Consider the following 13,704-nt stretch of genomic DNA (forward strand, 5'->3'; position numbering starts at 1 on the left):
GGTGTGCAGGAGACATTGGCGGCGATTAAAGCGGGTCTGGCCAATTAACGCAAAGCATCCCAGGGGATTTGCAGCGCTGATGGTGATGGCCGTCGTTTCGGACCCGGCGTACACCTCAAGCCTTATTCCAGGGACGTACTCGCCATGATCGCTCACGCTGTGCCCGAAGGTTTTGTCTCGCTGCCCCGAAGCAGTCCACTCCTTGACCTGCTGGGCCCGGCGTATTGCCGGGGGGAGGGCCTGCAACTGGAGATCGGCTTGCGTGCCGACAACCGTCACGCCAATGGACGCGGCACGGTGCATGGCGGGGTGTTGGCGACGCTGGCGGATATCGGCATGGGGTATGCCATGGCGTTTTCCAGTGAGCCGCCGTTGCCGTTGATTACGGCAAGCATGACGGTTGATTACCTGGGAGCGGTGCAGGTGGGGGAGTGGATCACCGTGCGCTTGGAGCATCACAAGCGGGGGCGGCAGATGGCGTTTGCCACCGTGGGTTTGCGGGTGGGGGAGAAGGTGGTCGCGCGGGCTAATGCGGTGTTTGCCGTGCCTCAATCTGACAGGCAATGAAGAGCTGATGTGGGAGGGGGCTTGCCCCCGATGAGGGTGGGTCAGTTAATACATCTGTAGCTGACCCGCTTCTATCGGGAGCAAGCCCCCTTCCACAGTAGGACTGTGTTTTTTCAGGGAAGCCGCGTAAAGAAAAGGCCTGGCTTTTCGTGGAGCCGGGCCTTTTCAGTGTTGCTCTTTTATCAGCTGCGTTCGAGTGCCAGGGCCACGCCTTGGCCGCCACCGATGCACAGCGTCGCCAGGCCTTTCTTGGCGTCGCGCTTGATCATTTCATGCAGCAGGGTCACCAGTACGCGGCAGCCTGAAGCACCGATCGGGTGGCCGATGGCGATGGCGCCGCCGTTGACGTTGACCTTGTCGGCGTCCCATTCCAGCTCTTTGCCCACCGCCAGGGATTGTGCGGCGAAGGCCTCGTTGGCTTCGATCAGGTCCAGGTCGCCCAGTTTCCAGCCGGCCTTGTCCAGGCAACGACGGGTCGCCGAGACCGGGCCGATGCCCATGATTGCCGGGTCGACGCCAGCATTGGCGTAGCTGGCGATACGGGCCAGCACCGGCAGGCCCAGGGCCTTGGCTTTGTCCGCGCTCATCAGCAGCACCGCAGCGGCGCCGTCGTTGAGGCTGGAGGCATTGCCGGCGGTGACACTGCCGTCTTTCTTGAACGCCGGCTTGAGCTTGGCCAGGGATTCGGCGGTGGTGCCGGCGCGCGGCTGTTCATCCACTGCAAAGGCAATCGGGTCGCCCTTGCGCTGGGGAATCAGGATCGGCGTGATCTCATCGGCAAAGCGCCCGGCTTCAATGGCGGCCGCGGCTTTTTGCTGGGACGCGGCGGCGAAGGCGTCCTGGGCTTCACGGCTGATACCGTATTTGTCCACCAGGTTCTCGGCGGTGATGCCCATGTGGTAGTCATTGAACGCATCCCACAAGCCATCGGTGATCATGCTGTCGATCATCTTGGCGTGGCCCATGCGCAAGCCGGTGCGCGCAGCAGGCAACACGTAGGGAGCAAGGCTCATGTTCTCCATGCCGCCAGCGACGATCACCTCGGCGTCCCCGCAGCGGATGGCCTGGGCGCCCAGGTGCAGGGCCTTGAGGCCCGAGCCGCAGACCTTGTTCAGGGTCAGGGCGGGTACGGCATGGGGCAGGCCGGCCAGGATCGAGGCCTGGCGCGCCGGGTTCTGGCCTGAGCCGGCGGTGAGCACCTGGCCGAGGATCACTTCATCGACTTCGGCCGGGTCCAGGCCGGTCTGCTCCAGCAGGCGACGGATCACGGCAGCGCCCAGTTCCGGTGCCGGGATGCTGGCCAGCGAACCTTGAAAGCTGCCCACGGCGGTGCGGGTGGCAGCGACAATCACGACGTCTTGCATGGAATCAGTCCTCACTGGAAGTGCATTTCTGGAACGTTGTCCGGGACGATCAGTTTACCGGCGGTCTTGCTCACAATCTCTTCAACGCTGACGCCAGGTGCGCGTTCCTTGAGGACAAAAGCGCCATTTTCGATTTCCAGGTAGGCCAGGTCCGTCAGTACACGCTTGATGCAGTTCGCACCGGTCAGCGGCAGGCTGCATTGGCTGAGCAGCTTGGACTCACCGTCCTTGGACGCGTGGGTCATGATCACGATGATGTTTTCTGCGCCGGCCACCAGGTCCATGGCGCCGCCCATGCCTTTGACCAGCTTGCCGGGGATCATCCACGAGGCGATGTTGCCGTGGACGTCGACTTCAAACGCACCCAGCACGGTCAGGTCGACGTGGCCGCCGCGAATCATTGCAAAGGACTCGGCGGAGGAGAAGATCGAGGCGCCGATACGCGCGGTCACGGTTTGCTTGCCGGCGTTGATCATGTCGGCATCAATGGTTTCTTCGGTGGGAAACGGGCCCATGCCAAGCAGGCCGTTTTCCGATTGCAGCATCACTTCCATGCCTTCGGGGATGTAGTTGGCCACCAGGGTCGGAATGCCGATGCCGAGGTTGACGTAAAAACCATCCTGCATTTCGCGGGCGACGCGTTGAGCCATTTGTTCGCGGGTGAGAGCCATGGTGACTTCCTCTTATTGTTCTGGACGTGGATTATTTGCGGACGGTGCGCTGTTCGATGCGCTTCTCGAAGGTGCCGCAGATGATCCGGTCGACGTAGATGCCAGGGGTGTGGATCTGCGACGGTTCCAGTTCGCCCGGTTCGACGATTTCCTCGACTTCGACCACCGTGATCTTGCCGGCGGTGGCGGCCAGCGGGTTGAAGTTCTGGGCCGTGTGGCGGTAGATGACGTTGCCGAAGTGGTCGGCTTTCCATCCCTTGACGATGGCAAAATCACCGGTGATGGACTCTTCCATCAGGTAGGGGCGGCCATTGAATTCACGGGTTTCCTTGCCTTCTGCGACGGGCGTGCCGACACCGGTGGCAGTGAAGAACGCTGGGATGCCAGCACCGCCTGCGCGCATTTTTTCCGCCAGGGTGCCTTGGGGAGTCAGCACCACTTCGATTTCGCCGCTGAGCAATTGCTTCTCGAACAGCGCGTTTTCACCGACGTAGGAGGCGATCACTTTGCGGATCTGTTTTTCTTCCAGCAGCACGCCCAGGCCGAAACCGTCGACACCGCAGTTATTGGAAACCACGGTCAGGTCGCGGGTGCCTTTGCGCTTGATTTCGGCGATGAGGTTTTCCGGAATGCCGCACAGGCCAAAACCACCCGCGAGCACGGTCATGCCGTCTTCCAGGCCTGCCAGCGCTTCTTCATAGGACGCCACGCGTTTATCGAAACCTGCCATATGCACCTCTTTTATTGTTTGTGGTCCAGCCATTGAACGAAGTGTTGCGCCGACGGATTGATTTGTTAAGTTGTTTTTTAAGGTTGATTGATTTAAAAAACAGCATAGTCGAGCCGTCTACGGAGTAGCCTCATGACAGTTAAACAGATGCGTGCCTTTCTTGCCGTGGCCCAGAGCCTGAGTTTTGCCGCTGCCTGCGAACGCCTGCACCTCTCCCAATCGGCCTTGAGCCTGACCATCAAGGGCCTGGAAGAAGGGCTGGGCGGGCGCTTGTTCAGCCGTAATACACGCAATGTCGCGCTGACACCCGAGGGCGAATCCCTGCTGCCCCTGGCACGCCGGCTGATGGCTGACTGGGACAATGCCGAGGACGAACTGCGCCAGTTGTTCACCCTGCAGCGGGGGCGGGTAACGGTGGCCGCGATGCCGTCGTTCGCCGGTAACCTGTTGCCGCCGATCCTGAAGATATTCCGCGCACGTTACCCCCAGGTGAATGTGACGGTACACGACCTGATCAACGAACAGGTGCTGGAAATGGTGCGCGACCGCCAGGTGGAGCTGGGCGTGGCGTTTGAGCCGGCGGAAGGCTCGTCACTGCTCTTTACCCCGCTGTACCTGGACCGCTTCATTGCCGTGGTGCCTGGCGATTCACCGCTGGCGCAGTACGCCGAGATCGATTGGCAAACCCTGCTGGAGCAACCGTTTATTACCTTGCAGCGGCCCTCTACGGTACGGGTGATGCTCGAAGAACACCTGGGCGCTTTAAAACGCAAGCTACCGGTGGCATTGGAGAGCCACCAATTGGCAACCGTGGGCAAGATGGTTGCCAGCGGCTTGGGCGTCAGCGCGGTACCGGCGTTATGTGCGCAGCAGATGCGGGAGGCGGGAGCCCATTGCATTACCTTGACCGACCCGGTGATAGAACGGCCGATTGGGGTGTTGACCAAGCCGGGGTATGAACTGTCAGCCGCCGCGCAGGCGTTGTTTGACATCTTTCGCGATGAGGCGGGGAAGGGCCGGTTCCCGCTGTGACGCTTGCGTCAGCGCCGGTTTATATGAATAAAAAATAATCGCGCGCATAAAAAAGTCCGCTCGGCTAACCGGGCGGACTTAATGTTGTAATGATTTTTTATCAGCAGTATTTATCAATCACTTTAACTTGCGATTGGCCCTTGATGTTCTGCCATTCGGTATTAAGTGTATGGAACACTTGCTCGATAAAGTTACGATCGGCAGCCGCTTTTTTACCGACATAACCCTGGCCGCGGCGGTACATCCGCAGGCGCGCCGCCAGTTCACGGTTATTGCGGTCGAACTCCGCTTCTTCGGTGTGGGGCGCCAGGCAGTCAATTTTGACTTCGCCCGATTTACCAATCCACAGGATATGGTCGTCGAGTTTGTCTTTCTGCGCTGCGAACATATCAGCCAATTCATCGATAGTTGGTTGGTTGTTCAGATTCATGTGTAAACCCCTTGACCAGTTGGCGATCTATCAATTGATTCGTTAATACACGTTTAAGTTGTCTCCGGTTCCGAAAACCGGGCGTCAGCGACTGTCTGCCGAATACGGGCAGGGTCTTGAACCTGATGCATGTAGTCTTGCTGATGAACTGCTACGCAATGGTTTCATAACGAAGACAAGCAGCGTTTGAGCTCCTTGTACCGATCCTTTCGGGCCGGTCAGCTTCATCAATCTGCCTTGTGGGCAGTGCACATCCGGAAAAAACAGCTCGGCGGTCAGACGAGCTTGTTCAAAACGCTTGTTGCCAACGCTCCCGATCCGGGAGACGTCTAGATCATGCAAGGACAAAAAGGTTACGTCAACGGTTATGTAGTGATTATTTTCGATCACTACATAAATCGCCGTGGGGACGGGAGGATGCAGGAGAAGGTGACTTGGGCGTCATTTTTTGTGCTGATTAGTCGCCGGCGCCAAGTGGCCATGCAGCGCTTGACCCTGGTGGGAGGGGGTAAGTCGAATCGTCGCACCGCCCCCTTCGACGGGTTGATCTGTGGTGTCTTTAGGCTCCCAGCCGCTCGGCCAGCAAAGGCAGCAACCGCTCACAAGAGGCTTCGATTTTCACCTGCAAGAGCTCATCGCCTCGGGTCTTGCCCAGGTTAATGGCGATCACCGGCTTGCCCTGTTCGACCATCGCCTTGCACAGGCGAAATGCCGAATAGGCCATCAGCGAAGAGCCTACCACCAGCAAGCCCTCGGCCTGCGCCACTGCGGCCATCGCCCTGGCCGCAGTGGCCGGCGCGACGTTCTCGCCAAAAAACACCACATCCGGCTTCAGTCGTTCGCCATCGCAATGGGGGCAGTGGGGTACCTGGAACTGCTCTTCGAAGGTCGGGTCAAGCAAGGTGTCGCCATCAGGCGCCTGGACGGCATGCACCTGCGCCAGGTAGGGATTGGCGATTTCCATTTGCCGCTGAACGCCATCGCGGGGGCTGCGTAGCTGGCAATCCAGGCACAGTACTCGATGCAGGCTGCCATGCAGTTCGATGACATCGTGGCTACCGGCCTGATCATGCAGGGTGTCGACGTTTTGCGTGATCAGGCCACTGATGCGCTGGCGTTGCTGCAGGGTCGCCAGCGCGCGGTGGGCGTTGTTCGGTTGGGCGATACGTACTCGCGGCCAACCCAGCATTGCCCGCGCCCAGTAACGGCGTCGCGCTTGCGGTGTGGCCAGGAACTCCTGGTACATCATCGGCGCCTTGCCCCGGCGTACGCCTTCGCTGTCACGGTAATCGGGTATCCCCGACGACGTACTGATCCCTGCACCGGTCAACACCAGAAAGCGCCGTTCGGCCAGGGCCCGGTGCAGGGTGTCGAGGTGATCCTCTTGATGTTCCAGCGTGTCGAGCATGGGGTCCCCTATTCGCCGCGGATGTATTGCTCCAGCTGTTTGATCAGGTCGGCCTGGTCGGCAATGGCTTCTTTTACCAAGTCACCGATGGAGAGCAGGCCCAGCAGTTTGCCGTCTTCGACCACCGGCAGGTGGCGCAGGTGACTGTCGGTCATGATGTTCATGCACTCATCGACCTTTTTATGGGTGTCGACGGTGATCACCGGAGAGCTCATCACCTCATGGACCTTTGTAGTGACCGACGACAGACCCTTGAGCATGATTTTGCGCGCGTAATCACGTTCGCTGATGATGCCTACCACCACGCCATCCTTAACGACCGGCAAGGCCCCGACGTTTTTCTCCGACATCCGGACCAGTGCTTCAAACACGGTGTGGTCGTGTTTGATGACATGGACTTCCTGGTTTTTCTGGTCCTTGGCTTTGAGCACTTGTGCAACGGTTTTCATGGCGACCACTCCGGTTTTTTTTAGTTAGTCTGGCTCCCCCTACAGAATCCTAGACGGCCCGCGCGGCGGCAAGGTCCAAAGCGGCGTTAAACCCGTCGAAAAACGTCATTCGCCGGTTTTTTTTACCTTTCATCCCGCATTCGCTGGCTTTTTGCCGCGCTTGGGGCTGCCGGCGGTCTTGCGGGGTGCGGCCTTGCGCTTCTTTTTCCACGGTGCGGCGCCTCGGCCCGCCGGGCTGGCCGGCCCCATGATGGTCATGCGCATGCCGTTGCAGCGCGCCACCTGCTTGCTCATCCAGGCCGCCTGTTTGGCGACGAATTCTTCCAGGCTCATCTCGCCGCTTTGCACCATGTCCAACGCCTGCTCCCAGATCGCGGTGGTGCCGGGGTCGGCGATGGCGCGGGGTACCGCGTCGATCAGGCTGAAGGCTGCCGGGGTTGCCGACAAGGCCTTGCCGTTCTTCACCAGGTAACCCCGGTCGAGCAACCCTTGGATAATGCCGGCGCGGGTGGCCTCGGTGCCGATGCCGGTGGTGTCCTTGAGTTTTTGCTTGAGCAGTGGGTCTTCCACCAGTTTCGCGACGTTTTTCATCGCCTTGATCAGGTCGCCTTCGGTGAAGGGTTTGGGCGGTTGGGTCCACAGGTCCTTCAGGTTGACCTTGGCCACTGCGTATTCCTGGCCTTGCACCAGTGTTGGCAAGGCCTGGGGGGCCGGGGCTTCGCGCCCCTTGGCCGGTGCGAGGGCTTCGGGCAAGGCCCGTTTCCACCCCGCTTCGATCACGACTTTGCCCACCGCGCGTAACGCCTGGCCCGCGCAGTCGAAATCCGCCTGGGTGCGATCGTATTCGTGGTTGGGCAGAAACTGCGCCAGGTAGCGCGCGCGAATAAGGGTGTAGACCGCGCGGTGCTTGCCGGTGAGTTGGCCAACGTCCTTGCCGGCCCCGGTGGGAATGATGCCGTGGTGGGCGCTGACCTTGGCATCATTCCAGGCTCGTGAGCGGCGCTGGGGGTCGATATGCGGCATCAACTCGTTCACTGCCGCATCCGCGCGGCCCAGCGCGGCGAGAATCTTCGGCGCTTCGCTGTGCTGGCTCAATGGCAGGTAGCCGCAGTCACTGCGCGGGTAGGTGATGACCTTGTAGGTTTCGTAGAGGGATTGGGCGATATCCAGGGTTTCCTGGGCGCCGAGCCCGAGCTTCTTCGAGCAGATTTCCTGCAGGGTGCCCAGGTCGAAGGGCAGGGGGGCCACTTCGCGCATGCGTTCGGTGCGCAACTTCACCAACTGTGCGCGGGCGGCCTGGGTCATGGCGTCGGCGGCGTCCCGGGCGAGTTGCGGGTTGAGGCAGCGGCCCTGGTCGTCACAGGCGTCCTCGGCGGCGCGCCATTGGGCGGTGAACGTCATGTGCTCATGACGCAGGTCGACATCGATCGCCCAGTACGCCACCGGCACGAAGTCGGCGATGCTGCGGTCGCGGTCCACCACCAGGCGCAACGTCGGGGTTTGCACGCGCCCCACTGGCAGCACGCCTTGGTAGCCGGATTGACGGCCGAGCAAGGTAAACAGGCGGCTCATGTTCATGCCGATCAGCCAGTCGGCGCGGGAGCGGCCCAACGCCGAGTGATACAGGCTGAAGGTCTCGGCACCGGGCTTGAGTGCGGCCAGGGCCTTGCGAATGGAGGCGTCGTCCAGCGCCGACAACCATAGCCGCTGGATCGGCCCGCGATAACGGCAATGTTCCACCAGCTCCCGGGCGATCATTTCGCCTTCACGGTCGGCGTCGGTGGCGATCACCAGTTCCTGGGCTTCCCCCAGCAGGCGCTTGACCGCCTTGAATTGGCTGGCGGTCTTGGGCTTGACCCGCATTTTCCATGTTTGCGGGACGATCGGCAGATCGGCGAGCACCCAGCGTTTGTACTTGGCGTCGTAGGCGTCGGGCGGGGCGGTTTCCAGCAGGTGGCCGATGCACCAGGTGACGGTGACTCCGCTGCCCAGCCAGCAACCGTCGCCACGGCGACTGGCGCCGAGCACGGCCGCGATATCCTTGGCCTGGGAGGGTTTTTCACAGAGGAACAGCCGCATGGTCAGCCCATTCGATACAGAGTTGAATGGGGAGCAGGATGGGCAAAAGACGGGAAATGATCAACCTTTATCTGGATGGATATACAGCTATTTGTGTGGCGCTGGAAAAAATGTGGGAGGGGCAGCCTCCCACAGGGGATCTCCTGTGTTCAGAAGATCGGTTTAGTTGTTATCGATATCCACATGCCGCGTTTCCTTGAGGCAGAACATCCCCACGATCAGGCTAACGCCAGTCACCGCTACCGGGTACCACAGGCCATAGAAGATATCGCCGGTGTACACCACCAGGGCAAACGACACGGTTGGCAGGAACCCACCAAACCAGCCGTTACCGATGTGGTAAGGCAGGGACATCGAGGTGTAGCGGATGCGCGTCGGGAACAGTTCCACCATCAGTGCCGCCAGCGGGCCGTAGCACATGGCTGCGATCAGGATCAGCGCGACGATCAGCACCACCACCATCACCTTGTTGACCTGGGCCACATCCGCCGAAGTCGGATAACCCGCCAGCGCCACCGCGCCACGCAGGGCGGCTTCGTCAAAACCATCGATACGCACTTCACCCACGCTCACTTGCACCGGGCTGCCGGCCGGGGCGGCGGCGCTGCTGTAGGGCAGGCCTTGCTTGACCAGGAAGGTCTTGACCTTGTCGCAGGGGCTGTCGAAACGCGCCTTGCCTACCGGGTCGAACTGGAAGGTGCAGGTGGCCGGGTCGGCCAGTACGGTGATTGGCGCCTGGTGGCTGGCCTGGTCCATCGCCGGGTTGGTGTAGTGCGCCAGGCTCTTGAAGATCGGGAAGTACAACGCGGTGGCCAGCAGCAGGCCGAGCATCAGCACCGGCTTGCGTCCAACCTTGTCCGAGAGCCAGCCAAAGAAGATAAAGAACGGCGCCCCGATCACGACGCTGATGATCAACAGCATGTTGGCCAGGGCCGGGTCCATCTTTAGGAACTGCGTGAGGAAGAACAGCACATAAAACTGCGCCGCGTAGAAGGTCACCGCTTGCCCGCCGTTGATGCTGAACAGCGCAATCAGCACCACCTTGAGGTTTTCCCATTTGCCGAAGGACTCACGGATCGGCGCCTTGCTCGCCTTGCCTTCCTCTTTCATCTTCAGGAAGGCGGGTGACTCATGCAGGCTCATGCGGATCCAGGTGGAAATGCCCAGCAGTACGATGGAAAACAGGAACGGAATGCGCCAGCCCCAGACTTCGAACTGGTCACCGGTGAAGTAACGGCATGCCAGTACCACCAGCAGCGAGAGCAGCAGGCCGAGGGTGGCAGTGGATTGAATCCAGCTGGTGTGGAGGCCGCGTTTGCCGACCGGCGCATGTTCGGCGACATAGGTGGCCGCACCGCCATATTCACCACCCAGCGCCAGGCCTTGCAGCATGCGCAGCACGATCAGGATGATCGGCGCCGCGATGCCGATGCTGGCGTAAGTGGGCAACAGCCCGACGCAAAAGGTCGCTACACCCATCAGGATGATGGTGACGAGAAAGGTGTATTTGCGTCCGATCATGTCGCCCAGGCGACCGAATACCAGGGCGCCGAACGGTCGTACGACAAAGCCGGCAGCAAAGGCCATCAGGGCAAAGATAAACGCCGTGGTGTCGTTGACCCCGGCAAAGAACTGTTTGCTGATCACCGCCGCCAGGGCGCCGTAGAGGAAGAAGTCATACCACTCGAACACCGTCCCCAGGGACGAGGCGAAAATGACTTTCCTTGATTCGCTGGCGGTACTCGGGCTGACCGCCGAGCCCAGGACTTGAGCATGTTCTGACATCGGGTATCCCTCACAGTGATTATTTATTGTTGTTCCACTGTCGGCGCCAACCTCGGCGCCGGTCTGTTTTCCGTTCCTCAGCAGGAGCGGACTTGCTCGCGAAAATCGTCAACGATTACGCGGGAAACCTGGCTGAACGTGGCGCCTTTGCATTTTTCTCGAGTTGGCTGCTGGCTCCTGCAGTATTCGGTGAAAGGATCAACTGCGCGGCTTTCTCGGCGATCATCAGCGTCGGTGAACAGGTATTGCCGGATGTAATGCGCGGCATGATCGAGGCATCGGCGATGCGCAGGCCGGGCACGCCATGCACGCGCAGTTGCGCGTCGACCACCGCGTCCTTGTCATCGCCCATGCGGCAGGTGCCCACGGGATGGAAGATAGTCGTTCCGATGCGCGCGGCGGCTTCGTGCAGTTGCTCTTCGGTTTGCAACGCATCGCCGGGCAGGTACTCCACGGGTTTGAACTGGCTGAGAGCCGGCGCCGCCACAATGCGCCGGGTCAGGCGAATGGCATCGGCAGCGACGCGCAAGTCTTCCGGATGGCTGAGGTAATTGGGCTGGATCAGCGGTGCATCCGCCGGGTTGGCTGAGCGAATATCGATGCGGCCACGGCTGTGCGGGCGCAGGTCGCAGACCGACGCGGTAAAGGCCGGGAAGGCATGCAGCGGCTCGCCAAAACGCTCCAGGGACAGCGGCTGTACATGGTATTCAAGGTTGGCCGAGGTCTGTTCCGGGCCGGAGCGGGCAAACGCACCGAGCTGGCTGGGCGCCATCGACAGCGGGCCGCTGCGGTCATACAGGTAGCGCAGGCCCATGCCCATCTTGCCCCACACGGTGCCGGCGATCTGGTTCAAGGTGCGGGCGTTTTCCAGCTTGTAGATCAGCCGCAGTTGCAAGTGGTCTTGCAGGTTGCCGCCGACACCCGGCAGTTCATGCACCACGTCAATGCCCAGCGGCTTGAGCACATGGGCGGGGCCGATTCCCGAGCGTTGCAGGATACCCGGCGAACCGACGGAGCCGGCGCATAGCACGATCTCCTTGCGGGCTTCCCAACTGACCTGCTGGCCGTGCTGGCGCCCGAGTACCTTGGAGGCGCGGCCGTTCTCCAGCAGCACACGGTCGACCTCCACCTCGGTCAGCACGGTCAGGTTAGGCCGTTGGCGGATCGGCTTGAGAAATGCCTTGGCCGCATTCCAGCGTACCCCGGCCTTCTGATTGACCTGAAAGTAGCCGCAGCCTTCGTTATCGCCTTGGTTGAAGTCGCTGATGTTGGCAATGCCGCTCTGCGCCGCGGCTTCGCGAAACGCATCCAGGATCGGCCACGACAATCGTTGTTGTTCTACCCGCCATTCGCCGCCATCGCTGTGGAATTCCGAGCCGCCGGCAAAATGGTTTTCGCTCTGCTTGAACAGCGGCAGCACGTCTTTCCAGGCCCAGCCGGCGTTGCCTGCCGCCGCCCAGCCGTCATAGTCCTGGGCCTGGCCGCGCATGTAGATCATGCCGTTGATGGAGGAACAGCCCCCCAGCACCTTGCCGCGTGGATAACTCAGTGCGCGGCCTTGCAGGCCCTCCTGGGCTTCGGTCTTGAAGCACCAGTCGGTGCGCGGGTTACCGATACAGAACAGGTAGCCGACGGGGATATGGATCCAGGGGTAATTGTCGCGACCACCGGCTTCGAGCAGCAGCACGCGGTGGGCGGGGTTGGCGGACAGTCGATTGGCCAGCAGGCAACCCGCGGGGCCGGCGCCTACTACCACGTAATCGTATTGCGCAGCTGCAATGGGCATCTGAGGTCTCGCTTGTTTTTCTTATTGGCTCCATCCTAGTTGTTAGTTTTCGTCTTAAAAATGTTAGTTTTTACCCAGCTGCTGTGCGTTTTTAAACAGCGCTGCCGGTTGGCGCCAGCCCCTTTGGCGAACGAGCTTGTTGTGGCGAGGCTTAAGTCATTATTTATGCCCAAGGGAGAAAGGCGACATGTTCGACTGGAATGACCTGCGATATTTCCTGGAGTTGCAGCGCAGCGGCCGCCTGCTGACTGCCGCACAGCGCCTGAAAACTACCCACGCCACGGTGGCGCGGCATATCGAGGCCATCGAGAAAAGCCTGGGTACGGCGTTGTTTGTGCAGCACGCCCAGGGCTACGAGCTGACGCCTGCTGGCGAAGCCTTGCTCAAGCACGCCGAAGCCATGGAAAACGTCGCGCTGCTGGCCGAAGACGAACTCACCCACAGCGCCGCCCCGCTAGGCAAGATCCGCCTGGGCGTGGCCGAGGGCCTCGGCGTGATGTTCCTCGCCAGCCGCATGGGCGGGCTGTTCGAGCGCTACCCAGGGTTGGAAGTCGAGCTGGTGGCGGTGCCGCGCTTTGTCAGCATTCTCAACCGCGAAGCGGAAATCAGTATTCACCTCGAACGCCCCAGCGTCGACCAACTGGTAACGCGCAAGCTCACCGACTACCGCCTGGCCCTCTACGCCAGCCGCGCCTACCTGGCGCGCACGCCACCGATTGAAAAACGCGAAGACCTCGCGGCCCATTCATGGATCGATTACGTCGACGACCTGCTGTTCAGCCAGGAATTGAAGTTCCTTAGCAGTTTCTGCCGTAACCCCAAGGTGGTGTTCCACAGCACCAGCGTGATCGCCCAGCACCAGGCGGCACGCTCGGGGTTGGGGATTGCCGTGTTGCCGTGCTTCATGGCCGCCGGCGACCCCGACCTGGTGTCGTTGCTGCCGGGGGAGGGGATTCAGCGCAGCTACTGGATCAGCTCGCGCAGGGAGTTGCACAAGTCGGTGCGGCTGCGGGTGTTGTGGGATTACGTGGTGGAGTTGTGCGCGCGGGAGCAGCCGCTGCTGCTCGGCGAATCCAACTGAAGAAACCGGATCAACAATGTGGGAGGCTCCGCTAAATCTCCAACTTGGCGCTGTCGCGCAGCAAACTGGAACTCCTGTGGCTAGCCGGCTTATTGTGGCAAGCGGGCTTGTTGTGGCTAGCAGGCTTATTGTGGCAAGCGGGCTTGTTGTGGCTAGTAGGCTTGTTGTGGCGAGCGGGCTTGCCCCGCGTTGGGCTGCGAAGCAGCCCCAAGACCAGCCGCCCCGGCAATATCTGATACACCGCATTCTGCTTTATTGGGGCTGCTTCGCAGCCCAACGCGGGGCAAGCCCGCTCGCCACAACAAGCCCGTTCGCCACAAAA

The 13,704-nt window shown here is 60.9% G+C and carries 12 protein-coding genes; 3 read left to right on the forward strand and 9 right to left on the reverse strand.

Annotated features, from left to right (window positions below; all coding sequences use genetic code 11):
* Positions 1-144: 144 nt before the first annotated feature.
* Positions 145-567, forward strand: coding sequence for a PaaI family thioesterase (locus tag AC1Q6I_RS10700; RefSeq protein ID WP_024074501.1), 423 nt, complete (start codon positions 145-147; stop codon positions 565-567).
* Positions 568-749: 182 nt separating this feature from the next.
* On the opposite strand, the gene AC1Q6I_RS10705 is transcribed toward AC1Q6I_RS10700, so the two are convergent.
* From AC1Q6I_RS10705 to AC1Q6I_RS10715, 3 genes are read right to left on the reverse strand one after another with little or no spacing between them, the layout of a single operon-like run.
* Positions 750-1,931, reverse strand: a complete 1,182-nt coding sequence (locus AC1Q6I_RS10705; RefSeq protein ID WP_102625476.1) for an acetyl-CoA C-acetyltransferase — start codon at positions 1,929-1,931, stop codon at positions 750-752.
* 11 nt (positions 1,932-1,942) lie between these two features.
* Positions 1,943-2,602 (reverse strand): CoA transferase subunit B, encoded by a 660-nt coding sequence (locus AC1Q6I_RS10710; RefSeq protein WP_024074503.1) that lies wholly within the window; start codon positions 2,600-2,602, stop codon positions 1,943-1,945.
* 31 nt (positions 2,603-2,633) lie between these two features.
* Positions 2,634-3,332 carry a CoA transferase subunit A gene (locus AC1Q6I_RS10715; RefSeq protein WP_010566044.1) on the reverse strand — a complete coding sequence of 233 codons (699 nt, stop codon included), beginning with the start codon at positions 3,330-3,332 and terminating at the stop codon, positions 2,634-2,636.
* 132 nt (positions 3,333-3,464) lie between these two features.
* On the opposite strand from AC1Q6I_RS10715, the gene AC1Q6I_RS10720 reads away from it, so the two are divergent.
* Entirely contained in the window at positions 3,465-4,364 is a 900-nt protein-coding gene (locus AC1Q6I_RS10720; RefSeq protein WP_024074504.1) for a LysR family transcriptional regulator, read from the forward strand.
* A 100-nt stretch (positions 4,365-4,464) separates the two neighbouring features.
* Here the strand turns inward: AC1Q6I_RS10720 and AC1Q6I_RS10725 are convergent, their stop codons facing one another.
* From AC1Q6I_RS10725 to AC1Q6I_RS10750, 6 genes are all read right to left on the reverse strand, one after another.
* Positions 4,465-4,794: a hypothetical protein gene (locus AC1Q6I_RS10725; protein ID WP_069076246.1), complete on the reverse strand. Its 330-nt coding sequence runs from the start codon at positions 4,792-4,794 to the stop codon at positions 4,465-4,467.
* Positions 4,795-5,353: 559 nt separating this feature from the next.
* A complete protein-coding gene (locus AC1Q6I_RS10730; RefSeq protein ID WP_102625477.1) occupies positions 5,354-6,202 on the reverse strand; it encodes an NAD-dependent protein deacetylase in 849 nt (282 codons plus the stop codon).
* 8 nt (positions 6,203-6,210) lie between these two features.
* Positions 6,211-6,651, reverse strand: coding sequence for a CBS domain-containing protein (locus AC1Q6I_RS10735; RefSeq protein WP_024074507.1), 441 nt, complete (start codon positions 6,649-6,651; stop codon positions 6,211-6,213).
* Positions 6,652-6,780: 129 nt separating this feature from the next.
* Positions 6,781-8,730, reverse strand: a complete 1,950-nt coding sequence (locus AC1Q6I_RS10740) for a DNA topoisomerase III (protein ID WP_102625478.1) — start codon at positions 8,728-8,730, stop codon at positions 6,781-6,783.
* 162 nt (positions 8,731-8,892) lie between these two features.
* Complete coding sequence (locus AC1Q6I_RS10745) at positions 8,893-10,515, reverse strand: MFS transporter (protein WP_024074509.1); 1,623 nt, start codon at positions 10,513-10,515, stop codon at positions 8,893-8,895.
* A 115-nt stretch (positions 10,516-10,630) separates the two neighbouring features.
* Positions 10,631-12,301, reverse strand: coding sequence for a GMC family oxidoreductase (locus tag AC1Q6I_RS10750; protein WP_102625479.1), 1,671 nt, complete (start codon positions 12,299-12,301; stop codon positions 10,631-10,633).
* A 187-nt stretch (positions 12,302-12,488) separates the two neighbouring features.
* Between AC1Q6I_RS10750 and AC1Q6I_RS10755 the strand changes: the two genes are divergently transcribed.
* Positions 12,489-13,382 (forward strand): LysR family transcriptional regulator, encoded by an 894-nt coding sequence (locus tag AC1Q6I_RS10755; RefSeq protein WP_024074511.1) that lies wholly within the window; start codon positions 12,489-12,491, stop codon positions 13,380-13,382.
* Positions 13,383-13,704: the final 322 nt, after the last annotated feature.

The sequence above is a fragment of the Pseudomonas sp. MPR-R2A5 genome (assembly GCF_058793055.1).

Excerpts from the sequence above, each read along its gene's own strand:
- AC1Q6I_RS10700 (WP_024074501.1), top strand. The coding sequence starts at position 145 with ATGATCGCTCACGCTGTGCCCGAAGGTTTTGTCTCGCTGCCCCGAAGC.
- AC1Q6I_RS10705 (WP_102625476.1), bottom strand. The coding sequence starts at position 1,931 with ATGCAAGACGTCGTGATTGTCGCTGCCACCCGCACCGCCGTGGGCAGC.
- AC1Q6I_RS10710 (WP_024074503.1), bottom strand. The coding sequence starts at position 2,602 with ATGGCTCTCACCCGCGAACAAATGGCTCAACGCGTCGCCCGCGAAATG.
- AC1Q6I_RS10715 (WP_010566044.1), bottom strand. The coding sequence starts at position 3,332 with ATGGCAGGTTTCGATAAACGCGTGGCGTCCTATGAAGAAGCGCTGGCA.
- AC1Q6I_RS10720 (WP_024074504.1), top strand. The coding sequence starts at position 3,465 with ATGACAGTTAAACAGATGCGTGCCTTTCTTGCCGTGGCCCAGAGCCTG.
- AC1Q6I_RS10725 (WP_069076246.1), bottom strand. The coding sequence starts at position 4,794 with ATGAATCTGAACAACCAACCAACTATCGATGAATTGGCTGATATGTTC.
- AC1Q6I_RS10730 (WP_102625477.1), bottom strand. The coding sequence starts at position 6,202 with ATGCTCGACACGCTGGAACATCAAGAGGATCACCTCGACACCCTGCAC.
- AC1Q6I_RS10735 (WP_024074507.1), bottom strand. The coding sequence starts at position 6,651 with ATGAAAACCGTTGCACAAGTGCTCAAAGCCAAGGACCAGAAAAACCAG.
- AC1Q6I_RS10740 (WP_102625478.1), bottom strand. The coding sequence starts at position 8,730 with ATGCGGCTGTTCCTCTGTGAAAAACCCTCCCAGGCCAAGGATATCGCG.
- AC1Q6I_RS10745 (WP_024074509.1), bottom strand. The coding sequence starts at position 10,515 with ATGTCAGAACATGCTCAAGTCCTGGGCTCGGCGGTCAGCCCGAGTACC.
- AC1Q6I_RS10750 (WP_102625479.1), bottom strand. The coding sequence starts at position 12,301 with ATGCCCATTGCAGCTGCGCAATACGATTACGTGGTAGTAGGCGCCGGC.
- AC1Q6I_RS10755 (WP_024074511.1), top strand. The coding sequence starts at position 12,489 with ATGTTCGACTGGAATGACCTGCGATATTTCCTGGAGTTGCAGCGCAGC.